General features: G+C 37.5%; 22 protein-coding genes and 1 tRNA gene. 10 read left to right on the top strand and 13 right to left on the bottom strand.

The genetic code is table 11. From position 1 onward, the window contains the following. Nucleotides 1-323: 323 nt before the first annotated feature. From H5180_RS17190 to arsJ, 3 genes are all read left to right on the top strand, one after another. The gene (locus tag H5180_RS17190; RefSeq protein WP_182758698.1) at nt 324-1,166 is read left to right on the top strand and encodes a metalloregulator ArsR/SmtB family transcription factor; all 843 of its coding nucleotides are present in this window, start codon (nt 324-326) and stop codon (nt 1,164-1,166) included. A gap of 99 nt (nt 1,167-1,265) precedes the next feature. Further along, nucleotides 1,266-2,276 (top strand): ArsJ-associated glyceraldehyde-3-phosphate dehydrogenase, encoded by a 1,011-nt coding sequence (locus H5180_RS17195; RefSeq protein ID WP_145238745.1) that lies wholly within the window; start codon nt 1,266-1,268, stop codon nt 2,274-2,276. A gap of 6 nt (nt 2,277-2,282) precedes the next feature. Then, complete coding sequence (gene arsJ, locus H5180_RS17200; protein ID WP_182758699.1) at nt 2,283-3,512, top strand: organoarsenical effux MFS transporter ArsJ; 1,230 nt, start codon at nt 2,283-2,285, stop codon at nt 3,510-3,512. Here arsJ and H5180_RS17205 read toward each other — a convergent pair. Beyond that, entirely contained in the window at nt 3,506-4,273 is a 768-nt protein-coding gene (locus H5180_RS17205; RefSeq protein WP_182732028.1) for an EAL domain-containing protein, read from the bottom strand. The two genes, arsJ and H5180_RS17205, sit on opposite strands and share 7 nt — an antisense overlap. A gap of 350 nt (nt 4,274-4,623) precedes the next feature. Here H5180_RS17205 and H5180_RS17210 point away from each other — a divergent pair, with 350 nt between their 5' ends. Together H5180_RS17210 and H5180_RS17215 are read left to right on the top strand one after the other, a co-directional pair. Continuing rightward, on the top strand, nt 4,624-5,061 hold the full coding sequence (locus H5180_RS17210) for a hypothetical protein (RefSeq protein WP_182735831.1): 438 nt from the start codon (nt 4,624-4,626) through the stop codon (nt 5,059-5,061). Between the two features lie 281 nt (nt 5,062-5,342). Further along, nucleotides 5,343-6,659, top strand: coding sequence for a tyrosine-type recombinase/integrase (locus H5180_RS17215; protein WP_182758700.1), 1,317 nt, complete (start codon nt 5,343-5,345; stop codon nt 6,657-6,659). Nucleotides 6,660-6,711: 52 nt separating this feature from the next. Here H5180_RS17215 and H5180_RS17220 read toward each other — a convergent pair whose 3' ends face one another. The 5 genes from H5180_RS17220 to H5180_RS17240 form a co-directional block, all read right to left on the bottom strand. Further along, the gene (locus H5180_RS17220) at nt 6,712-8,736 is read right to left on the bottom strand and encodes a C39 family peptidase (protein WP_182758701.1); all 2,025 of its coding nucleotides are present in this window, start codon (nt 8,734-8,736) and stop codon (nt 6,712-6,714) included. Between the two features lie 55 nt (nt 8,737-8,791). Continuing rightward, nucleotides 8,792-8,956, bottom strand: a complete 165-nt coding sequence (locus tag H5180_RS17225) for a hypothetical protein (protein ID WP_171034671.1) — start codon at nt 8,954-8,956, stop codon at nt 8,792-8,794. Nucleotides 8,957-9,178: 222 nt separating this feature from the next. After that, nucleotides 9,179-9,523, bottom strand: a complete 345-nt coding sequence (locus H5180_RS17230; RefSeq protein WP_182758702.1) for a hypothetical protein — start codon at nt 9,521-9,523, stop codon at nt 9,179-9,181. Between the two features lie 241 nt (nt 9,524-9,764). Continuing rightward, nucleotides 9,765-10,631, bottom strand: coding sequence for a hypothetical protein (locus tag H5180_RS17235; RefSeq protein WP_182758703.1), 867 nt, complete (start codon nt 10,629-10,631; stop codon nt 9,765-9,767). Beyond that, complete coding sequence (locus H5180_RS17240) at nt 10,631-10,858, bottom strand: AlpA family transcriptional regulator (RefSeq protein WP_138588601.1); 228 nt, start codon at nt 10,856-10,858, stop codon at nt 10,631-10,633. Before H5180_RS17240 ends, H5180_RS17235 begins: the two co-directional genes overlap by 1 nt. A 214-nt stretch (nt 10,859-11,072) precedes the next feature. Between H5180_RS17240 and H5180_RS17245 the strand changes: the two genes are divergently transcribed. Next, nucleotides 11,073-11,273: a hypothetical protein gene (locus H5180_RS17245; protein WP_182758704.1), complete on the top strand. Its 201-nt coding sequence runs from the start codon at nt 11,073-11,075 to the stop codon at nt 11,271-11,273. A 269-nt stretch (nt 11,274-11,542) separates the two neighbouring features. Here H5180_RS17245 and H5180_RS17250 read toward each other — a convergent pair whose 3' ends face one another. Both H5180_RS17250 and H5180_RS17255 read right to left on the bottom strand, forming a co-directional pair. After that, the gene (locus H5180_RS17250) at nt 11,543-11,920 is read right to left on the bottom strand and encodes a hypothetical protein (RefSeq protein ID WP_182758705.1); all 378 of its coding nucleotides are present in this window, start codon (nt 11,918-11,920) and stop codon (nt 11,543-11,545) included. Nucleotides 11,921-11,979: 59 nt separating this feature from the next. Beyond that, on the bottom strand, nt 11,980-12,189 hold the full coding sequence (locus tag H5180_RS17255; RefSeq protein ID WP_182758706.1) for a hypothetical protein: 210 nt from the start codon (nt 12,187-12,189) through the stop codon (nt 11,980-11,982). A gap of 115 nt (nt 12,190-12,304) precedes the next feature. Between H5180_RS17255 and H5180_RS17260 the strand changes: the two genes are divergently transcribed. Then, nucleotides 12,305-12,586: a helix-turn-helix domain-containing protein gene (locus tag H5180_RS17260; protein ID WP_182758707.1), complete on the top strand. Its 282-nt coding sequence runs from the start codon at nt 12,305-12,307 to the stop codon at nt 12,584-12,586. 23 nt (nt 12,587-12,609) lie between these two features. Here H5180_RS17260 and H5180_RS17265 read toward each other — a convergent pair whose 3' ends face one another. Then, a complete protein-coding gene (locus H5180_RS17265) occupies nt 12,610-13,530 on the bottom strand; it encodes a hypothetical protein (protein ID WP_182758708.1) in 921 nt (306 codons plus the stop codon). Nucleotides 13,531-14,021: 491 nt separating this feature from the next. On the opposite strand from H5180_RS17265, the gene H5180_RS17270 reads away from it, so the two are divergent. The 3 genes from H5180_RS17270 to H5180_RS17280 all read left to right on the top strand — a co-directional run bounded on the left by H5180_RS17270 (nt 14,022) and on the right by H5180_RS17280 (nt 19,391). Further along, nucleotides 14,022-14,243, top strand: coding sequence for a hypothetical protein (locus H5180_RS17270; RefSeq protein ID WP_182758709.1), 222 nt, complete (start codon nt 14,022-14,024; stop codon nt 14,241-14,243). After that, nucleotides 14,236-15,117, top strand: a complete 882-nt coding sequence (locus H5180_RS17275) for a site-specific integrase (protein ID WP_182758710.1) — start codon at nt 14,236-14,238, stop codon at nt 15,115-15,117. Before H5180_RS17270 ends, H5180_RS17275 begins: the two co-directional genes overlap by 8 nt. Before the next feature lie 224 nt (nt 15,118-15,341). Continuing rightward, nucleotides 15,342-19,391 (top strand): hypothetical protein, encoded by a 4,050-nt coding sequence (locus tag H5180_RS17280; RefSeq protein WP_182758711.1) that lies wholly within the window; start codon nt 15,342-15,344, stop codon nt 19,389-19,391. A 150-nt stretch (nt 19,392-19,541) separates the two neighbouring features. Here the strand turns inward: H5180_RS17280 and H5180_RS17285 are convergent. The 4 genes from H5180_RS17285 to H5180_RS17300 form a co-directional block, all read right to left on the bottom strand. Continuing rightward, nucleotides 19,542-19,618: transfer RNA gene (locus tag H5180_RS17285), tRNA-Ile, on the bottom strand. A 282-nt stretch (nt 19,619-19,900) separates the two neighbouring features. After that, the gene (locus tag H5180_RS17290) at nt 19,901-20,251 is read right to left on the bottom strand and encodes a low molecular weight protein tyrosine phosphatase family protein (RefSeq protein WP_182758712.1); all 351 of its coding nucleotides are present in this window, start codon (nt 20,249-20,251) and stop codon (nt 19,901-19,903) included. Then, complete coding sequence (gene prfH / locus H5180_RS17295) at nt 20,251-20,952, bottom strand: peptide chain release factor H (RefSeq protein WP_145238719.1); 702 nt, start codon at nt 20,950-20,952, stop codon at nt 20,251-20,253. The genes H5180_RS17290 and prfH overlap by 1 nt, the downstream gene beginning before the upstream one ends. Next, nucleotides 20,949-22,139 carry an RNA ligase RtcB family protein gene (locus H5180_RS17300; protein ID WP_182758713.1) on the bottom strand — a complete coding sequence of 397 codons (1,191 nt, stop codon included), beginning with the start codon at nt 22,137-22,139 and terminating at the stop codon, nt 20,949-20,951. The genes prfH and H5180_RS17300 overlap by 4 nt, the downstream gene beginning before the upstream one ends. Between the last annotated feature and the right edge of the window lie 410 nt (nt 22,140-22,549).

Genomic DNA, 22,549 nt, shown 5'->3' on the forward strand with positions numbered 1-22,549 from the left:
TAAACTCAAGTTTTACTCGACTAACTGATTAACTCTTGCCTCGCTAAGCGTTGCTGTCTGCCGTCTCAGTGGGGTCGCATTATAGGGCGCGGCGAATTTTACGCAAGCGTTTTTTAAAGAAAACTATAAAAAACATGCCTTACGCTTGCTTTTTAGCCAAGATGCTTAAAAACACATCTAAAAAATAGATAATCGCTATTGTTTAATCCTTCTAAAATAGGGTTTCACATTCATATACGTTGATATTAATAACACTAGTATTGTATATATGAAATTTCATATATACACTTAATGGATATTGTCAGTCAGAATATTTAATTTACATGTCCCAAAGTAATAGTTCAAAGCAAAGTGTGCTCTTTCTGTGCACTGAGAATTCAGCCCGTTCACAAATGGCAGAAGTATTACTGAGAAATAAAGCGGGAGAGATTTTTGATGTTTATAGTGCTGGGATCGCTCCTAAAGATATTGATCCTAGAACAATTAATTGTTTGCAAAAGTTTAACTTGCCGATAACTGAGCTCAGCGCAAAACATATAGCTGAGTTTACAGATAAGACTTTTGATTATGTTATTACGCTATGTGAAAGAGCAAACAATGAATGCAGAGCTTATAAAGGCGCACTGTTGCAACTTGCGTGGGATATTGCAGATCCAAAAGTAATGGTAGGTTTAGAGCCCTTTGTCGCAACCCTCTATGAACTTGATAAACGACTGGATATGTTTATTGACGTACACGGTAATATTAATAACCTGCAATCACATCAGTATGTGCCACTATGTAGTAGTACCATCTCAGATCAAGATAACGAGTTATCGATAGATCCAAGCATATTTTATAAATGCTTAACTGATCAGATCCGATTAAAAACTTTAATGTTAACCAACTACTATGGCGAGTTATGTGTTTGCGAATTAATGGTAGCACTGCAAGAGCAAAGCCAACCAAAGGTATCGCGTAACTTAGCCGTATTAAAGAAAGCCGGCATCATTACAGATAGAAAGCACGGACAATGGGTGTTTTACCAAATTAATCCAAGATTGCCACAATGGAGCAAGACGATTATTAGTACAACCACTGAAAGTAATCTCCATCTGATCATCAACAGCCTTAAGCGATTAGCGACTATGCATAAACGACCTAATAAATTGAGCTTTTGCAGTTAACGATAACTTTAATAAACACAGCACAATTTAACATTGGCTAACGTAATGAAGCGCTAGCTTTACCGCACTTACAACCCAACAATTAATCAGGATGTAATTATGACAGTAAAAGTAGGTATAAATGGTTTTGGCCGTATGGGTCGATTATCAATGCGCGCAGCATTTGATTGGCATGATATAGAAATTGTCCATATTAACGATCCAGGCGGTAATGCTGAAACATTCGCTCATTTAATGACGTTTGATTCAGTACACGGTAAATGGCATCACGAAGCAAGTCATACTGAAGATACTATTATAATTAATGGTAAAACAATTGCTTTTACGCAAAACACTAAAACAGAACAGACTGATTGGTCTAACTGTGATGTCGTTATTGAAGCGTCGGGTAAAATTAAAACCAAGGCACTACTGCAAGCTTACCTAGATCAAGGTGTAAAACGCGTTGTTGTTACAGCACCAGTAAAAGAAGAGGGTATTTTAAATGTAGTAATAGGTGTAAACGACCACCTTTATAATAAAGAGATTTACCCAATCATTACCGCTGCATCATGCACAACTAACTGCTTAGCACCAGTAGTAAAAGTTATTCATGAAAAGATTGGCATCAAGCATGGCTCAATCACCACCATTCATGACATAACCAACACCCAAACAATTATTGATGCGCCGCATAAAGACTTACGCCGTGCACGTTCATGCGGCACAAGTTTGATCCCCACTACAACTGGTTCAGCTACTGCAATAACGCATATATTTCCAGAGTTAAAAGGTAAACTAAATGGCCATGCTATTCGCGTACCGCTAACTAACGCATCAATTACTGACTGTGTATTTGAACTTGAGCGCGGTACCACCGTTGCTGAAGTAAATAAATTACTTAAGGATGCTGCTGAAAATGAACTAAAAGGCATTATGGGCTACGAAGAACGCCCACTGGTATCTATTGACTACAAAACCGATCCTCGTTCCAGCATCATTGATGCGCTATCAACCATGGTGATCAACGACACTCAAGTAAAACTTTATGTGTGGTACGACAATGAATGGGGCTACGCGAACCGAACTGCGGAACTGGTACGTAAAGTTGGTCTAGCTGACAAGGAATAATTAACCGTGGATCGATTCACAGCACTCTCCCCACAAATAAAACAATATTTGATCATTACCGGTAATTACTGGGCATTTACTTTAACTGATGGCGCCTTGCGGATGCTCGTGGTGCTGTATTTTTATCAATTAGGTTACAGCCCACTTAGTATTGCTATGTTGTTTTTGTTTTATGAAATTTTTGGTGTGATCACCAATTTAGTGGGCGGATGGCTGGGAGCTCGATTCGGCCTGAATAAAACCATGAACATTGGCTTAGCATTACAAATTGTGTCTTTGGCAATGCTTATGGCACCTGTAGATACACTCACCGTAATTTATGTGATGGCTGCGCAGGCGCTTTCAGGGATCGCAAAAGATCTGAATAAAATGAGCGCCAAAAGCGCTATTAAGTTACTAGTACCAAAAGACGCGCAAGGCCAGCTTTTCAAATGGGTGGCTATTTTAACGGGTTCTAAAAATGCGTTAAAAGGTGTTGGCTTCTTTTTAGGTGGCGTACTGCTGACTTTGCTAGAGTTTCATGGCGCAATGCTAATCATGATCTGCATGCTCACTATGGTTTGGCTATTTAGTTTATTCGCATTAAAAGAAGATTTAGGCAAAGCTAAAAATAAAGCCAAATTTAGTGAGCTATTCTCTAAGAGCAAAGCAATTAATGTACTTTCTGCGGCACGACTATTTTTATTTGCCGCCAGAGATGTTTGGTTTGTTGTGGCGCTACCGGTATTTTTAGCGGCTACATTTGCCTGGGATCACTGGTGGGTTGGCGGCTTTATGGCATGCTGGATTATTGGTTATGGCATAGTGCAGTCTTTTGCGCCTTATATTACAAACATAATGAGTACAGGAAAAAAATCAGTTCAGGTGCCCTGTGGCCGTAGCGCTTTTTTATGGGCCAGTTACTTAACAGCTATACCGGCCATGATTGCCTTAGCTCTGCATTTTGACTTTTATATACAAGCATCCGTTATTATCGGTTTACTGATATTTGGTGCGGTGTTTGCGATTAACTCATCATTGCATAGCTATTTAATTGTAAGCCTTGCTGATAGCGATGGCGTGTCACTTGATGTGGGCTTTTACTATATGGCAAATGCCATGGGCAGATTATTAGGCACAGTGCTTTCGGGCTGGGTATATCAACAACACGGGCTAGAAGCTTGCTTGTGGATCTCAAGCTGCTTTATTGCCCTAGCAGCATTGTTATCGCTCGCGTTACCAAAGAGTAATCAATAATCATTAAAATCAATCGTTGGTAAACTCTCAAAACCTGGTTTTGCAAATAAATAGCCTTGCATTAATTCTATGCCCGCTGCTTTTAGCCAAGTATATTCCTGAAGAGTCTCTATCCCTTCAGCTAGCGGAGTGATATTTAGATCACGAAACATATTTAAGCTATGGGTCACAATTGCTTGGCGTACTTTATCTGAATCTATATTGCGAATAAGCTCCATATCTAACTTAATAATATCAGTCTGAAAATCGGCTAATAAATTAAGTCCTGAATAACCAGATCCAAAATCATCCGTGGCTGTTGTAAAACCTAACGACTGGTAATACTCAACCACTCGCTTTATATGAGCACTATCTTCTATTTTCTCAACTTCAGTAAACTCAAACATAATACGTTGAGTAGGAAAATTATATTTTTTAGCGGCTTCTAATGTAGTACGAATACAGCGTTCTGGCTTATAAATAGCATTAGGTAAGAAATTAATGCTTAACATCGAATCAACGCCTAGTTTTGCGGCTAATGCAATTGCCTTAATGCGACAGAGCTGGTCAAAAGTATAACGATTAGCATCATTCACTTTAGAAATAACTGAATACGCAGATTCATTATTTAAACCACGAACAAGTGCCTCGTAACCAAAAATAGAGTTAGTTTGGCAATTTATTATTGGTTGAAATGCCATTGTAAAATCAAAACCAAGGCTTTCTTCATCCGTGCAATTGCTACACAACACTCTATCGCATTCCATTGATTTATCATTCACTAATTAAACCTCCCCAATCTTTTATCTTAAGGTTAGTTGTTATTTTACAACACCGCAATCAATCTTACAGAATTACAGCAAGGAGTAATTCTTCGAGAACTTTTAAAACAAACAGCTTGTTTGTCAACAGCTAAACTGATGAGAATATTTTTTACAAAAAAGTATCCAAAATATTGAGGCAAATTATCACACCTTTAAGGAAATAGCATTAAATGCCATTAACATAACCTTTAATTAGTAATATTTAATCTTAAAAATACAGACCCTATTTTTTGGAACGAAAAGTGCATAAAAATATTTATTCAGACCTGAACTAAAATCAGTCAATTTTTTATCACGTAGAGGACTTTATGAAGTTGAATGCTTTTCATCCACAAATACAAATTGAATCACATAATATAAAGCAAAATAATTTAAATACACAATCGACTACAAGCAACGTAGATGTAAAGTCTCAGAATGATAAAACAAGCACTTCTGAAAACAGAAATATTGCGAACACTGACAGTAAAGAAGATGATGAAACCAAACAGCCTGAGGAAACTTCGCAGGAACAAACTCTAAAGAACATAGATCAACTACAGAATAAAATAAAAACGGTAAAAAATGACGAAACATTATCTAAAACACAGCAACAACAGCAATTAACGGAGCTAAATAAGCAATTAGATGATGAATTAAGTTTTATACAGTTAACGGTTAGAAAAAATGTCTCAACCTTAGTCAATAGCTTATTTACATCTGCAGGTAATACAAGTTCAGGATTGTTATTTAATAACAAAGCGTAAATATCGTATTGATAAAACGAACAACTGAGTAATTTTGTTTATTAGGTATTTACTTGGGAAGCTTTTAAAAGTGGTGGCCCCTCCCAGACTCGAACTGGGGACCTAACGATTATGAGTTGCAAAACAAGGACTTACTACGAGTTACTTTTTGATATAACTATTTACTAATTTTCATAGCTATATCATGGGGTTATTGAATAAACCCTACCTCTGATGCATAAATCATTATGTATTTCAGAACGTTAAATTTTACGTTCAAAGTAGCACAGAGGTAGCACCATATGTCAGACACAAAATTTCGCTTCACAGAATTGTCGCTTGAAAAGATAGAATCAAACGGTAAACGCACTCGTTATTATGACAATCTATTGTCAGGACTCATTTTAGATGTGAGCGTAGCTGGTAAAAAGTCATTTAGAGTTTATAAAAAGATACCAGGGAGAGATACTCCTATTAATGTCACCCTTGGTTACTTTCCATCAATTGCACTCGATGATGCAAGGCGAATGGCTAGAAAGGTAATGGCAGATATAGCTGAGGGTATTAATCCTAATGACCTTAAGCGCCAGTTTAGAGCGGCTTCGATTACTCTGAAAGAAGCTTTTGATTCATACATCGAATCTAGAGATCTCAAGCCTATAACCAAAAGAGGTTATAAGCAAAAAATGGACTGCTATCTACCGGACTGGCATAACAAGCGCCTAGCCGATATTAATCAAACAATGATTTTGAAGCGCCAACGAGAAATAACCTCAAGAAGCCCTGCTCAAGCAAACTGTACCATGCGCCTACTACGTGCTTTGTTTAACTTTGCTAAGGCTGAATACAAATCTTCAGAAGGTCGCTCACTATTTCCAGAAAACCCTGTAGCTGCTCTTTCTGAAAAACGTAGTTGGAATAATATAAAACGTAAAACAAGACGACTGCGCCGTTCACAGCTAAAACCTTTTGTAGATGCATTATATGAAGTAAGAAATGAAGCAGCTAAATATCGTCAAAATAGTCGTGTCGGTTTTTGTGATTATCTGGAGTTTTTAACCTTTTCAGGCCTGAGAAGGTCTGAGCTACTGCAACTGCCTTGGTCACAAGTACATCTTGAAGACAGGATATTTATTTTAGAAGATACAAAAAATGGCTTGGACGTCGAGTTCCCTATTACAGATCGATTAGCTGAGATATTTAATCGACGAAAAGAATACAAGGTATCTGACTATGTGTTTGGGACAAACAGTAAAAAGGGCTACCTCACTGATCCTAAAAAAACGTTAAAACATGTATGCCAAATTGCAGGAGTAAAAATCACTTCGCATGATTTGCGCCGTACATTTACATCAATGGCTGAGAGTAGCGGAGTATCCGGATACCTCCTGAAACGCCTTCTAAACCATATTACAGATAAAAGTGATGTAACTGCTGGCTATTTAATTTTAACCGCTGAGGAGCTTAAAGAGCCCGCAGAAAAAGTAACCGAAACAATAGCCAAATATGCAGGTTTGATTGAGCAAAAACCTGATGATCAAATGAGTGAAATGAAAAGTCTGTTAGCAAGCTTAACTAAGGAACAAAAAGTTGAGCTGATGAGCGCTTTGCTTGCTTGAATTGAATGTCAGGTGTGGCGATTTTACCAAACCTGACATCTAAGGCTGTTACTTACTTTGGGTGATATTCATCAATCTCAATATTTTCAGGATTAAGCCTCGAATATATTTCTAAAAACTTATTCCTCGCATTTGCTAATAATTCATTGCCGTTATCATAGCCTGAGCTATATCTACCAGACTTTGAATTAATAACCCATTTATCATCTCTATAATGCAGCTCACCACCGATACGCGCAGACTTAAATCCTGTTAAAGTTGGGTGCCCTCGTCTTTCAACTTCCTTACCCAGCAATAAAGCACCATCAATAGATATTACCCAAATTCGAAATTCCTCATCAGAGGTATTAAGCAGCTCAGCGAAATCATCAGCTAAGCACTTTTCTTGCTTTCCATAATAACTAAGCCCAGCTTGGTTATGTAATTCACCGCCTGATATTTCCTCTCTATTAATTCGTATTGGAGCCCTAGGTTTACCGAATTGCTTATCTAGGTAAGCAAAGTAGTTATCTTTTTCTTCTTTAAACGAACGAATTAATGGAACAAGGAAGTCTTTGCCAGAGTAATCCTCATGTAACGATTGATGCTCAAGGATATTCTTAAGTGGTCGTGAAATAACATCAAAACCATCTTGATCATATATTGAAATGCCAGCTACGGCATCCCCTTGAGGGATTTCAGTAGAGTCGAATAATATATCAAACAAATGTAAGCTTCCGCTCTTGAACTTGGCACACCAAATATATTTTGCTAGAGGCTTACACAAGATTGCTTCTTTATTGGCAACTTCCGGCTGTTGAATTAGACTACTTTTATAGTCAGCTGAGCTAACCAGCTCTATTTCATGAGTGACCTCAGGGCAATCTTCTTTTTGTTCTTTATAGTAAAAAAAGTACTCATCAATTAGAGAATTACAAGTATTTGAAATATATTCAGATGGAATTCTAATTTTTCTATAGTTTGGGACTATCAAACTATCTGGAATAAGAACTTGATCTGCATCTTGCCAATTACCATTATCATCTTTTTCTTCTAAAATAAGACCCCATTCAATTGGCGACTCAGCTTTACTATTTGTTATTGAAGCAATTTGATTTGGATCATTAACTATTCGTACTCTTGCAAAAGGACCAATCCTATCATCGTGAATATATAGATAGTTATTACCGTTACGCTCCTTGTACCCTAAAACTGTGACTGCATGGCCTCGCCCCTCACTTACAAGTTGAGCCTGCTCCTCTTCCCAGTACACATCAACACCAAGAATAATAGGAAGGTCACTATTTAAATAACTTTTAACTATATTAAAAAAATTATCAGATTCAGCTTTTGAGGTATCAATATTAAACTTATGATTTCTTAGCTTTTGTATATCTAAAGAACGAAGGATTTGCTTATTAGTTAAACCATTATTAGGAAAACTGTTGTGAGAATCGGCAACGTGGTTGATTGCTGATAGTGTTATTTCGCTTGATGATGGTACTGTTCTTAAGTCATTCTTATCTAATGCTTGAAGTGCAGTCCAAATTGAAGTAGTTGCACATGCTGATACGACTTTATCTTGTTCTTGGAATGCTACTGTATCTACATGTAAATTTAGGCCAAATAAATTAACTTTGTATCTATGGTTCAGAGCTTTTTTATTGTCACTACCAACAAAGCTTTCATACAGTCTTAAACAAGATTTACCAATAAAAGTTTTGGGTAATGGTTTCACGACTATAAAGCCAAGGTAAGCCTTCTGTAATTGTTCATGCTCTTCTTCATTATATTCACGAAGATAAGATTGGAACTCAGGGTGGTTTATTTCTTTAGAAAAAAAATGCAGCCTAGCACATCGATCACCATACTGATTAAAGCACTTTACATAATACCTTGAATAATCCTCTAAAAAGTCCCGATCGACATAATCTGGCTCAAGCAATATCGTTTGAGCATTAAAGTCTGAAAGATAACGGTATAAATACTTTATCTGATACTTAGAGTTGATGTCGGGAAATTCAGAGCCGAATCTCTCTTTAACCAAATTACTTAAAGTTTCTTTGGCAAATTCACATAGAAGGAAGTCTGACTGCATTTTTGTTCCATCAAAAAAGGCAGCCTGGCAGCTGCCTTCTCATCCACAGAGATGATTAAAGGTTATAACTACGAGAAAAAAATTTATCTGTAGGGGTCTGATTACGAGCTTTTTCTGAGTAAGCTTTATCGCGTTTGTTTTGACGGCTATTAAAACCACGGGCTATCTCTTTATCAGCCTCTTTGCTTCCTGCAAGTTTTGCTAACTTTTCAAAAGTCATATTAAGAACCTATTCTGTGATTCAATTGGGTCGAATATTATACAGACAAAGTATTTTCTATCAATATCTGCGGATTATTTTTTTGTGATCGCCAACTAGAAGAAAGTAAAAAAATTTTACTTTCAAATAAAAAATAGCAGTTCAATACAATCTGTACAAGCTTCAGACTATCTTTTCGTACTTATATTTTAGGTAAAATGCAATTCAATAATTTATCCACTGCTAACCTTGACCAAATAAACCTTTTAGATGGAGCTGTGCCAAAGAGTCCATTTCTTTTAACATTTGGTGCCTCACGGCAGCCTCTTCCCGTTTTTCTTTTGGTGCATTAGCTCTTTGCCTTTTTTCGAAGAAGTCATCAGGGAGAGCGATTTTAACAAGGTCTTCAATTCGCTTCTTTGGCTTAAAATTATGGTTTGTGCTTGCAGAAGAGAGTGCAAATTTTAAAGTTCTATTTTTATCAATGATAAGATAAAGAGTCATCCCCACAGCCTTGTATAACTGAAGGTCTTTGATGTAAGGCAGGTTCTTCATGTACTTTTCGTACTTATAAGTTTTGTTATTCACAGTTAAGTGTCCTTAATAATAAGATTTTTGGATATTGAGAATTTAAGGTGTTAAGCAGGGAGCTAGAGGCCTTGATAATAAAGGGCTGCATTGGTGGTACTGTCCTTCAGTGACAAACTTTTGCACGCCAGAGACAAACATTTAGCTCCCAGTGACATAAATTTGTTCGCCAATGACAAACTTTTGACCGCCAGTGACATTACTAGAAACTACTTATACATAATTTTTAAGCAGCTATACACTAGTCACCTCTACCGCGAAGTAGATAGTTGTTAGGTGGAATGACTATACCTTTATCCTCTTTATCTACATGAATTCCTGAATGAGGATGGCAGTCAAGAATGAAGTCTAAAGCGTGTAAAAAGCGCCGTTTGAACCTACTTAAGTCGAATCGTTTAAAATAAGGAAAGATGTCTTTGTGGAGAGTCACCCAAGGAACAAAACCAACTCTTTTGCGTCCGTAACCTCGACGTATGAGAAATAGGTAGAGATCATGGGCGAGAACAATGTCCTTAGCTCGAGCAAGTTGAAGGAATCTTAAATCAATGGGAATAATACTTTTATCATCGGTAATCAACGCCTTAAAACTGCTCGAGGGAGTGTAGAGAATCTGCTTATATTTAGCGTTGAATTGACCAACGTCATACTCATTCGTGATCACATTATCTGCTTCAGCGAAAAACCCTCTTCTTCGAGTTTTATCTTCTGAATTATTAGTTGAAACAACTGTAAATGTAGTATCAAACACTCTTTCGAGAGAGAGTAAAAAATTAGCGTATGTGCCACCTGATATACAGTCTTGCCCTGTTATTTGATGAAACAGGTCGCTTACCGATTTGGCTATGACGTATGAAGGTAGTTCAGGCCTTCGACTTATCTGTGTTGTAAGATGAGCAATAATCAACCTTGCATAATGACCATGAGGCAAGATTTGAGGGCTACTCAACATTACAGTTTTGTACTTGCCAAAACCTTCGACATTGCACTTCTCAAGCTTTTTAAGAGGCAAAATACATGGGTCTATTAAAAATGCAGGGTATAAACCAATGGTGCGCTCTTCTGTAGGGCACTTTGTAATTATTTCTATGTTGTTATGAGAAAGGGCCATTAGTAATGAACCTCCCCGCTGCGAATTAAAGGCTGCGTTTCAATCCAGTGGTGGAATTCTGATATAGGAAAGAGTGTTTTACCTCCTTGCTTGATATAAGGAGGCAGTGAGTGACACGCTTTAGCTTGTCTATTCTCACTGAGCTTGTTGTATAAGGTTTGCTTAGAGCAGCATAAAGCTTCTGCAACTTCATCTGCTGTATAAAATTGCGGTTTGATTTTTGGCATAAAGCACTCCGTTTACTAATATATGGAATGCCTTACTATTATGGGAATAAAGTTACTGATTTCTCAAAAAAGCTACCCCAACATGCAATACCCTTTTTTATATACAGCATGTATATATAGACAGTAAAAAATCTACAAATAGTGACAAAATTGTTGAATCACAAAAAAATATGATTAAATTGATAAGTCGGTCAAAAACAAAGGAGCCGACAAAATGGCAATTAAGAAGAAAGAAAAATATAAGAATTACTGTAAAGTTATAGAACTGAACAAAGTAGATAATGTTTATAAGCTACAAATCACTTTAACTCTAAGGTACTGGCTAATGCTGATATTTTTAGTTTTCCCCAGTCACCTTGTTAACTCTAAAATTGAACACGTTTCTCAAGCTATTTCTTCTTTAGGTGTATTGTAAAGTGATTAATTAATAGTAATTAACTGTGCACCTTTCGGTAGGTGCACTAACTATTATTTTTAAGATAAAACAAAACAGCGAAGAAGATCACAAGACTTAGAATCAAAGCGCAACCAGCGAGTACAGGAGCCATGTTTAAATCCTGCCTTCTTTAATTGCTGTGAAAAGATCATTTTTCAGCTTGTCGTAGCGTCGAGTAGCGCGAATCGCCAACACCATTAAAATCCACATTTGAAACCATTCGTATATTGTCATAACTGCAATCTCTGCTAATGCTTTGCACTTGAGTATAGAAAAGATCCTTCCCAATTACACAAAGCAATAATCCACTCACTAATATTTTGTTGCTTCTGCTCATTACACCCCATGAAAGGAAATGTGATTTTTTTGCTTCGAGATTTGAAATGACTGAAAGGCTCTAGTCTAATATCCCAAACCTCACCGATTTCATTAGTTACATCGAAAGCCAACGCTTTTTGAGAAATCAAAGCAAAAAAGATTTCCTGCTCTGATTGCACTTCTTTCTCAAATGATAGCCCTAATGGTTCACATTCAGCTTCGATACCAGCCAAGCGGCTTTGAAACTCAACGACTACAGGTATAAATGGCCTTAGTTCAACATTTTTATATAGCTCTATAGGTAACATACATTGCTCCTTAAAATTAGGCATGCCTAATTTTGAACACTGCCCTATTCTTTAAGTGATTAGTAATAGGTGTCGTAAAGCTCTCCACGTGATTGTGCATCTTCAGCTTCTTCACGCGACATAAATTCACCATCAGCGATAATATTGCCCATACCATCATTCAATTGTTCTAGTTGCTCGCTTTCTTTAGACGACTGCTCATCGCTTGTAAATATACCTGCCAGCAAGTAGACAGCCCCAACTAATACACACACAAATGTTTCAAGCATATTCATTCCTCTCCAAATTCAAATTACCCACGAAAGCGAAAACTAAGAACTCCTTAGTATCCAGATTCAATTAAAGCTAAGAAACTCTTAGTTTTCAAGCTAAGAACAATAAATAATGAAAACTAATGACGAATCACCATTTCCAAAACGCTTAAAAGAAGCAAGAAAAGCCAAAGGGCTATCGCAAAAACAGTTGGGAATTTTGGCTGGAATGGATCAGTTTGCAGCATCAGCAAGAATGAACCAGTACGAAAAAGGTGTACATTCTCCAGACTTTAAAACAGTGAAAGCATTGGCTGATATTTTAGAAGTGCCAACTGCGTATCTATATTGTATCGAAAATGAGTTAGCAGAAACTATTCTAGAGAATCATGGTAAAGCATCAGGCAACACCTAAGATTATTTTTACTAATTAATTTTTTATTTTAAAAGTTTAGGAAGCTTATCCATATGATATTCAACTTTTAAAATTTCTGATGATTTAACTTTTTCAATAGTCGAAGTTTTTTCATTGTATATTAGGAACCAATTATGACCTTCTTGAATGATTTTTACTTTAGCTTTAGAGTCAGCTAGATAGAGTGTTGCATTAACCACTTTTGAGCCACCCAACGCCGTTGGTATATAAGGATAAATATTATTAGAATAAATAGAAATAAATTGAAATAGGCCATAGCCCAAGCAAAGAAAAGCAAACATCAGAGAAAAATATTTTTCATGTTTTGGATCTGAATCAAGATCTAAATGATTAAGCTGTACCCCCTTTTTTTCATCATCTTGAGAAATCGCTATTCCATAAGCACCTAAGAAAAAATACAAAGTAAACTTTGAGTATTGACCTAATAATTCACTCTCACCGCTTGCAAAAAAAAGAAGAGCTATAAAAGGGATTGTAATTATATAGATTAATATTTTAAGTAACTTTGACTGAAACCGCTTTCCTCTCATGACCTCTATAGCTAATAAAGCAAAACTACTATAGAAAATATAAATACCTAAATCCATGTAAGCGCCAAATGCTGAGAAAGGAAATTCTAAAAAATCAGCACTATGCAAAATACTGTATATGCCTGCTGGTATCGATGAAATTCTCAGCAACCAAGGGAACAAAATTTTTGGCTCGTAACTTTTAGAAACATCTGAAATATTCGTTCTATAAAACACAAACAGGAACATTGATGTGAAAATAAATACTGAACCAAATCCAGTAAGCATATACCTCGCTTCTACAAGCTCAAATTCATAACTGCCATAACTTGCCAAATATGAGTTATGTACAACAAAACCTACTAGGTATAACAATATAGGAACTCGTATAAAATTATTTCTTAAAAAATCCATTTCATTCTCAATAATTGAAACTTTTAATTGTGCGAATTACATCATATGTACTTCTTTTAATTGATGGAACTACAATTTTAATATTTAAAATGAGGCATCATGAGCAATTGCCTCCTCTTTTCTGGGCTTCGCCCATACCCCGCTATGTAGAAGCCTAAAATAGGCTTGCACATAGCGGGGTATGGGCTTTTGAGTATCTTACACGCAGATTTTTATTTGCAGATTGAAATATAAATTAAAGCTGCTAATCTAAATATTAATCAAGCCCTTCGGGCAAGAATAAAACAGGCGCTGCACTGCTGCCTTCAACACGTTGTTACATTCTCTGTAACCCCCACTTCAGAAGCTTTCAGCTTCATTATAAAACCAAGTCTTTTGATTTTTAGGCGCGATCAGTCCGAGCCTTACGCATGCGTAAAACAGGGGCGAATAGGCGTTAGCCGCTGAGCTTAATCAGCCAGTTTTTCTTACAATCACACCGGAGAATAACTATGACCTTTAATGCTAAAGCAGAAGCATTGCGCCTAAAAAATGAGAAAAAATTGATCAGTAAAAAACGATTTAAACCATCCAAGCTAGATAAACATAAACAACGACTTCTGGCTCTTTACGAAGAAGATACGAGTATAGCCAGCCTACAAAGATGGCTCTTGCGTAAAGGAGTGAGAGTACATTGGACAACTGTAAAACGTTGGGTACAAAAGAATGGCTAAGTTCGCAAAACCAGAAACGCAAGCGGAGAAGCTAGCTAAAAACTTATACAAGCACAAAATTATTAAATCTCTAGGAACTGCTCGAAGCTATAAAACTGCACTGATAAAAATAGCTCGGTGGTCAAAAGATATTGGGATTAATGGAGTTCAGGGCATGAGCCTTCAAGATGCTTATAAATACCTTGATTACCGCAGTGAGTTTGTAGGCCAAAAAACGTTGGATATGGAACGGCAAGCAATTCAAGCTATGTTTAAACTCAATGGTAAACTTGGCCCTAAAGAAACGCTGACTGTAATAAAATCCGAAAAAGAGATAATCGAAAAGTCTCGCGCCTATACTTCAGCCCAAGCTCACGCAATCAGTGAACATCAAACTAGAAAATATAATTTATCTACACAAATAGCCTACGCAGCAGGCTTAAGAGCCCATGAACTATTAACTATAGCAAGAGTATCAGAGCGAAAAGCAGATAGCCGCCCAGCGTTAAACAGTAAATGGCTTGGTCGAGAAGGTTGTATTTATACAGTTAAAGGCAAAGGTGGCCTAATCCGTGATGTACTAATACCTAACACTTTAGCTAACCAGCTAGAACAAAGGCGCTTAGCACAGCCTATAACCGTTCGTGACAGGGAAATTAACTATTTGCAACGCTACGATCTTGGCGGTGGCCATAAATGGTCGTGCTCATTCTCTAAAGCATCTAGTCGCACACTCTTTTTTTCTAATGGCGGTCATGGTCTTAGACACAGCTATGCACAAGAGAGAATGGCTGAGCTAAGGAGTTTCGGTTTAAGTAGGGCAATAGCTCTCGAGACAGTATCGCAAGAGCTAGGCCATTTCAGGGCTGAAATTACTGAAGTTTATTTAAAGTAATAACTCTCATGAACTCTATACAGACTTAAAGCAGATTCTGGTTTTTAGTTGATTAGTTGAGTGATAGATATCAAGTCATTATGAGTAGTAATATTGCGATAGCAACTCAGCGAATCGTCCCCAACTCTTCGAGTAGGTACGACTTTATTACAAATTGGACGCAATTTATTAAAAATGTTACTTATGTATTCATATCTATACTTTATTTCTAAGGGTAATGGGAATTGAATACAGGACGTAAACATCTTTGGGATCGACGAGTTAGGCGTTTAAACGTAAAAAAACCCAACAAATTTGATAATAACACCTGTTTTTTTTCTGACTTCATCCAAAATAAGCATATCATCTTACTTGGAAGCCCCGGTTCGGGTAAATCTCATCTATTTGAGCATGTGGCTCGATTTAAAGAAAGTTCAGCAATAAAGGTAGCTTCCTTTCTAAATAAACCTGCTTCTCATTTGGGACACAATATTTTTCTAGATGGACTTGATGAGTCGAGGGCTGGCGCTGACGGAGCTATCTTAGGCCAGATTGTCCAGAAATTATATGAACTTGAACCTGAGCATTTTTCACTCTCTTGTCGAGAAAGTGACTGGTATGGAAGTGTTGACCTCGGTATATTAAATGACTACTTCGAAGAAGATGTGGTGATTCTGCGTTTAGAGCCTTTGGATTACTTTGAGCAAGCCTCTATATTGAATGATCTAAATATTGATATTGAAATTCAAGAATTTTTCGAAAATTCCCAAACTCATGGATTAACTGGTCTGCTGGAAAACCCACAAACTTTAATAATGCTTGCGAAATCTGTAGCTTTTGGGGGTTGGCCTAAGACTAAGAAAGAGTTATTCGAATCTACAGTGACTTTGCTTCTTCGGGAGCATAATCAAATGGCGTCCACAAAGGAGTTAGGTCGATTCGTTCCCCAAGAACTGGTAGATACTGCAGGAGCTATATTCTCATGTAGGCTTTTAAGTGATGTAGAAGGTTTTGCAATTGATGAATCCCATAACAGCTTAACCCCTTCCATTCGTAGCCTTACTGAATTCGATACAATAGATGTTAATAAGACAATTGCTATCTTAAGTCGGAGACTTTGCGTAAATAGTGATACTGAAGGGGTATTTGATTATTGCCATAGAACAATTGCTGAGTTCATAGCTGCTAAATGGATTTCAAAGCAGCTAGATGAACGGTTACCGATTGGACGAATTTTATCAATCGTTGGTTTAAACGGATTTCCAACATCTGAATTAAGGGGGCTGTTCGCATGGTTAGTGGTTTTTCAACCTAACACAGCTGAACAATTAATAATAAAAGATCCTTATGGTGTTTTGACTTATGGTGACCCAGCCTCTTTATCTGAGAGCAACAAACTCATTTTGTTAGATGCTCTAGCAGAGCACTCAGAACGCAATCCTTGGTTCAGAAACACCTATTGGGATGAACCTAATATCGGTGGGTTAATAAGCGATAGGTTAGTGCCTAAATTGGCAAGTATATTACTTAATAAGCAAAGCAGCTTTCAACTTAGAGCCCTTATTTTTGATGCGCTTGAGCAATCAAAACCAATACCTGCACTTCTAGACACTTATAAGCAAATAGTTGATGACAGTGACTTTCGTATACGTGATAAAGAGAGCGCAGTAGTTTTGTTGTCAAAATTAACAGACCCTCCTTGTCAATTTGTGCGAACAATATATAAGCGACTGTTAACACAAAGTGATGAACTTTCCTTGAGAGTCAGAGCGAAGCTTATATCGAGTTTCTTTGGAAGTGTATTTACTTGGAAAGATATTGCGCAACTGCTTGATAGCTTGTCTGATTATGATGGGGAGGTAGCAATAGGAGAGTTTTGGAGTATTGTGGACTTAGCCAATGACCAAGAAGCCGTATTATTGTTAAATAACTTCCCTAGCAATGATGATGAAAATATATATAGCCAAGAGCTTCAAGAGATCGACTCTGAACTTCAATACTTACATAATTCTTGGTTCAATCAAGTCCTTAAAAGTGAAGCCTACTTCTCTGGTAAGGAATTGTTTAATTGGTTGATGCGAGCTCGCTCGTTAAGAAGAGCCTTTACCCCTAGATGGGCCAAGGAAAACAATTCACTGTTAAAGAAACAAAAGCATAAATTGAAGGAGGCCTTTCGGTTTTTGCTTTTGGATAACACCACAGAAAGATCTATACATTATAGGGTGAATCGATTTCGAATGGACTTTCCTGGACTTCTTTCGGACGAGGAGCAACTTTCAGAGACTATGGTTGCCTTAAGTAATTGCCCTGCAGAATTAAAAGAAGATATTTATGGGTTTGCTTTTAAGTTATGTTTCCTCCAACCTGAAAAAAATGTTGATAAGTTTACTTATTTAGTTGATTTACCCAAAAACTCTAATTGCCAATATCTTCAGCCAATTGCGGATCAAGAATTAAATTGTGAAGTAGAAGATTGGCGATATGAAGATATTGCTCGAAGCTTAAGATTTGAAGCCAAACATAACAAAATCAGAGAGTGCAATCTTAATCAATTTGAGATAGAAAAAGATCTTATTAGAACCGGTGAGCACTTGGGGCATTTAGGTTGGTTAGCTCACTTATACTTCGGTCGATACGGCAATATACCTGAGTGTCGGCTTGACGATCCCCCATCAATATTATCAGCTTATTTCGAAGGTCGTAATTTTACCTACGTTCTGGAGGGTTTTAAGGCTTTATCAGATAAAACGAATCTGTTTGACCTAGATTACATTATTCAGCTGACTAAGGAAGGTAAATCTGCTCGTATGCTAGATGCGTTTTTAGCTGGGTTTTATGAGTTATGGAGAGAAACTAAGAGTATATCTGCTTGGTCACTAGATAAGAGAAAAATGGCGTTAATATTGGATAGTTTTTGCTCTAAACCACAATTTAAGAAAAAAGAGCATATTTCTAGGGGCTGGCTGCAGGCCATTTTGAGTGACAACCCACAATTAGCAGTTAAAACATATTATGAATATATGAGTGCAGAAATTAAATCGGGATTTCAGTACCTTCGTGCTCAACAAATATTTTTGCAATCAAAAGAACTCAGGCTGTTTCGCAGAGATGTAATCATAAAGCTGTTAAAGATGGACTCATCTAAAGCCTACGCTAAAAACTTTTGGTATGGAGCATTAAGAGATGGAGTGGAGCTAGATGAGCTTAATCCTATTCTTGTTAAAATTTTAGAAAATGCTAAAGAACTACCTGATGAAATGCAGGTTTTTTACGAAGCGCAAGCGTTCCTTTTACTTCCAGACTATAAACTTAAATTTTCCTCTCATAATAAGAATAAGCTAAGTATGCTTTGGATTGTTAAGGAGGAAGTAGAGAACCTGGGATCTGTTCTCGAGCAAATATCGACAACAAGAAGAGTCTCAATATATAGCTTTCTTGGGACTGAGTTTGCGAAACATTTTGTAAATGAGCCCAGACCTAAGGGCGGGTGGTCTGGAAATAGGCAACCACATGACGCATCTTCTTTTGTAAGAGATATAGTCTTCAGGCTCGCATCTATCCCGTTGCCTGATGCAGGAAATGCCCTGAGAACTATGTTGGATGCGCCCGAGTTTCGTACATATCAGCAGATACTGCAGACTGCTATTCATGATCATGAGCAGCTGTACAGAGAAGCTAACTTTAAAAAACCAACATGGACGGAGGCAGCAAATACGCTTTTCAATCATAAGCCATCAAATATAGATGACTTAGCGTCTTTAGTGGCGGACCATTTAGGCGATCTAGCCCAAGTGATAAAATCCGATAATGCAAATATTCATAAGCAATTTTGGAATGTAGACCAATACGGAAGACTGGCTGACCCTAAGCCTGAAAATGAGGGAAGAGATGCTTTATTAACGCTTCTTCGAGCTAGGCTACCTAATTATATAAGCTCAGAGCCTGAAGATCTTCAATTTGGAGGTAAAAGAGCTGACATAGCATGTAGTTACATAGAGCAAGAGTTAAAGCTACCAATTGAAATTAAGAGGCATTACCACGCAGATTTGTGGAACGCTCCTGAAGAGCAATTGTATAAGCAATACATGAGGCATGGGGAGAGATCGGGGAGAGGGATCTTTTTGGTTTTTTGGTATGGGTTAGATGACAAACGAAAAATACCTAGCATGCCAAATATAGTAAGCATCAAACCTAAATCACCTGAGGAATTAGCCTCTGCATTGGAAGAAACCTTAATTGAGCAGCTTAAGCAGGTCATTGAGGTTGTGGTTGTCGATGTTTCAGGAGATATCTAGATACAGGATGATATTGTTCGAACAGGTGTATCAGAGGCTCAACACGGGGGGCTTTATCCTTAGCTAAAAAATAACTATACTGAAAAGTAGCACAGAGGTAGCACAGGGTAATTTCTGTTAGTAGGTGTTTACTTGGAAAGCTTGTAAAAATGGTGGCCCCTCCCAGACTCGAACTGGGGACCTAACGATTATGAGTCGTGTGCTCTAACCAACTGAGCTAAGGGGCCATTTTGTATTAGCTTATGTTTTTAAAAAACAAAGCTAAATTTTTGAAGCGTTTAACCACCTAAGCGACTAAAGCGGGTTGCAGTATAAAAAGTTTTTACTGGCTTGTCACTAGCAAAAACCTTTATTTTAACAATCAATAAGCTAACTGCTTAAATAGTAGTCGCAAAAAGCTTTTATTGGTGACTAAAGCCACTCACACGAGTACTTGTATCATGTAGGAACGACTTTAGTCGCGAATGTTTTATCTTGTTCGTACCGATTCACAAACAAGATAAAAAACGCTACGCTAAAGTTAGTGCTAAATAGCTGCCAACGCTTTGTTTTATAATACTTACTAACTCGTTATCCATATATTGGTATTCATCAGCAATATCTAATACTTGAATATCTTTATACGTTAATAAATGTCCAAATTGCGCTTTAAGTCTATTTTTGTGTTTTTGCTCCATAACAAATATGACATCAGCCCATTGCATCATTTTGGCATTCACTGTTCTCTTTGCATTAGGGCTGGTGCCTGCTGAGCTAACAGCGAGCTCTGGGTGATTTCTCCATACTTGCTCAGCCGTTGGGCTTCGCCACTGATTGCGACTACAAATGAAAAGTACATTTGTCTCTTTATGTTCCTTCATTAATTATGTACTCCTTTATTAACTGAGCAGTCACGGTTTAAAACAAACTTTTCACCAGTGAATGTTTTTACAGGGTTACCACGCTCAACTTCCCAGTGCTGCTGCCAACGTGCTGTTTCTTGCTGAGTCATTTTATCCAACGCTACTTGCTCTAGTTTTTGAAACAACAACACACTTGCTAAACGCTTATTGGCATGTTGACTGCGCTCACTCTCAACACGTACCGAAGTCCCCGTTGCTGTGTGAGTTGCTCTTACCGCTGAATCAGTAGTATTAACATGTTGACCGCCAGCGCCAGACGCGCGGCATGTTTGAAAAGTTACGCCTTTATCAAGCTTACTTTCATCAATATCGAACAGTTGCCCGCTAAAAAACCAGTTTTTACGTTTATGCTTAAGCCGATACTGACTTTGACACACCCACAACATAGTACCTTGCCATGACTGAGCCAATTGCTTAACTTGGCTTTCCTTTTCTGAATAAAATTTTGTTAAATAAGCTGTTGTTGAATCTAGCTGCCCTGAACCAACTTGTAATAGTACCGATTTAAAACAGTCCAGCTCTTTAGTAGCAACGGTTTCAACAATATCGAGCCTTATGCCCTTTTCTCGACATTGCTTTTCAATCGTTTTCAGCGCCAAACCAACAGCTTTGCAACACTCGATAGGGCCCTGCCCAGCAGATAGTTGTAGTAATATCATGATGAACAATCTCCATTTGTTTTAAAGGTTAGTATCGGGCGTAACTTAGCCACAACTTCAATTAACCCTGCATCGACCATATCGCTGATCACCGTTTCGCACTTTTTGTATGCTTGTGGTGCTTCGTCGTATAGCAATTCTTTATTACCACAAACAACTCTGCTGCCTAACGCTGTACGATATAAATCTTCGCGCTTGTATTTATGACCTAATCGGCCATGGCACTCACCACGCTGCCATTTTCGCCCCGCGCCGTGTGCAAGTGAAAATAAACTGGTATTGATACTTTCCTGCACTGTTAGATCATTACCAATAAACTCTGTAAATACAGGCTTTACAAGATAACTGTAATCGCCACGAGAGCCTGGGATCACTACATAACCTTTATCACTCGGTGTTGCACCTTTTCTGTGTAACCAGCCAGCGCATCCGTCAATGTTTTTAGCCGATACTAAATTATGGTTAATATCTAAGCTACACTCACCATTTGCTCGTATAGCCTCTAAAAACCGCTTAGCAATCAACTCACGATTAAGCTCTGCAAAGCGCACCGCTTCATCATGCTTGCTCATGTAATCTTTAAAGTCAGCATCACTTTCACATAAGCCATCATGATTATGGCCCGCTATATGTTCAACCAATATTGATTGCCCTAACCCGCGCGAGCCTGAATGAACCAATAGTTGAAGATGCTTTTTACTTAGCCCTAACTCATCTAAAGCACTTTGATTGTATATCTCATCAATCGCTTGAAACTCAGCAAAATGATTACCGCCACCAATGGTGCCCAAGGCACTATCATAACCCTTGATAGTAATATTTTTTGCCGCTTTGCTACTTTCTATGATTGAGAACCAACTTTCATCAAGTGGCAGCTCAATATGTGTAAATTTTTTGGCTAGTTTATCCAAATTTACTTTTGCTACTTTGGCTGTGGTTTGCCACAGCGCCATACCGCAGCCAATATCGTTACCCACTAAAGCAGGATAAATTTTGTTAGTAGTGAAAAATGCAGCCCCGATAGGATACCCTCTACCTGGGTGTAAATCAGGCATGCCCGCAACACGTTGCATACCATTTAACTCTGATGTTTTGATCAGTTGCTGTATTGCCAGCCCTTCAATCCACGTATCAACAGACGCAATAAGGCTAACTTTATCAGTTATTTTTTGGACGGATTTGCCCATAATACCAATTCCTTTTTCTTTGTTAGAAAAATAGGATTAAAACGAAATACGAATTGGCAGGTCTGGATCTATATTGAAATCAAACGAAAGGAACGCGTTTAAACGCAATGTTTACTTAAATGTGCTTAATATATAAAAGCGTATTTAAGTAACAAGTTTCTTATCGGATAAGACCTGCAAAGGATGTTGATGTAATTGTCATAATATTTTCTCCTTCACAGTTAATTGATGAATCCAACACTTAGGGTAAGTGCTGAACAATTGAACGAGCGCATGTTAATCAGTTTTTGAACATAAAGCAAACTAAAATTATGGCGTGTTTTATGTATTCCTATGTTTTATATCTGTGTAGTTATACGAGAGCTGTAAAACGAAGAGGTTCAGCAGTATAAACATAATAAAATAACTGC

Source organism: Pseudoalteromonas sp. SR41-4, from assembly GCF_014163985.1.
GTDB lineage: Bacteria > Pseudomonadota > Gammaproteobacteria > Enterobacterales > Alteromonadaceae > Pseudoalteromonas > Pseudoalteromonas rhizosphaerae.

Excerpts from the sequence above, each read along its gene's own strand:
- H5180_RS17220 (WP_182758701.1), bottom strand. The coding sequence starts at position 8,736 with ATGCAGTCAGACTTCCTTCTATGTGAATTTGCCAAAGAAACTTTAAGT.
- H5180_RS17270 (WP_182758709.1), top strand. The coding sequence starts at position 14,022 with ATGACCTTTAATGCTAAAGCAGAAGCATTGCGCCTAAAAAATGAGAAA.
- H5180_RS17240 (WP_138588601.1), bottom strand. The coding sequence starts at position 10,858 with ATGCCAAAAATCAAACCGCAATTTTATACAGCAGATGAAGTTGCAGAA.
- H5180_RS17255 (WP_182758706.1), bottom strand. The coding sequence starts at position 12,189 with ATGCTTGAAACATTTGTGTGTGTATTAGTTGGGGCTGTCTACTTGCTG.
- H5180_RS17290 (WP_182758712.1), bottom strand. The coding sequence starts at position 20,251 with ATGAAGGAACATAAAGAGACAAATGTACTTTTCATTTGTAGTCGCAAT.
- H5180_RS17235 (WP_182758703.1), bottom strand. The coding sequence starts at position 10,631 with ATGGCCCTTTCTCATAACAACATAGAAATAATTACAAAGTGCCCTACA.
- H5180_RS17260 (WP_182758707.1), top strand. The coding sequence starts at position 12,305 with ATGAAAACTAATGACGAATCACCATTTCCAAAACGCTTAAAAGAAGCA.
- H5180_RS17265 (WP_182758708.1), bottom strand. The coding sequence starts at position 13,530 with ATGGATTTTTTAAGAAATAATTTTATACGAGTTCCTATATTGTTATAC.
- H5180_RS17275 (WP_182758710.1), top strand. The coding sequence starts at position 14,236 with ATGGCTAAGTTCGCAAAACCAGAAACGCAAGCGGAGAAGCTAGCTAAA.
- H5180_RS17225 (WP_171034671.1), bottom strand. The coding sequence starts at position 8,956 with ATGACTTTTGAAAAGTTAGCAAAACTTGCAGGAAGCAAAGAGGCTGAT.
- prfH (WP_145238719.1), bottom strand. The coding sequence starts at position 20,952 with ATGATATTACTACAACTATCTGCTGGGCAGGGCCCTATCGAGTGTTGC.
- H5180_RS17215 (WP_182758700.1), top strand. The coding sequence starts at position 5,343 with ATGTCAGACACAAAATTTCGCTTCACAGAATTGTCGCTTGAAAAGATA.
- H5180_RS17190 (WP_182758698.1), top strand. The coding sequence starts at position 324 with ATGTCCCAAAGTAATAGTTCAAAGCAAAGTGTGCTCTTTCTGTGCACT.
- H5180_RS17300 (WP_182758713.1), bottom strand. The coding sequence starts at position 22,139 with ATGGGCAAATCCGTCCAAAAAATAACTGATAAAGTTAGCCTTATTGCG.
- H5180_RS17250 (WP_182758705.1), bottom strand. The coding sequence starts at position 11,920 with ATGTTACCTATAGAGCTATATAAAAATGTTGAACTAAGGCCATTTATA.
- H5180_RS17210 (WP_182735831.1), top strand. The coding sequence starts at position 4,624 with ATGAAGTTGAATGCTTTTCATCCACAAATACAAATTGAATCACATAAT.
- H5180_RS17245 (WP_182758704.1), top strand. The coding sequence starts at position 11,073 with ATGGCAATTAAGAAGAAAGAAAAATATAAGAATTACTGTAAAGTTATA.
- H5180_RS17195 (WP_145238745.1), top strand. The coding sequence starts at position 1,266 with ATGACAGTAAAAGTAGGTATAAATGGTTTTGGCCGTATGGGTCGATTA.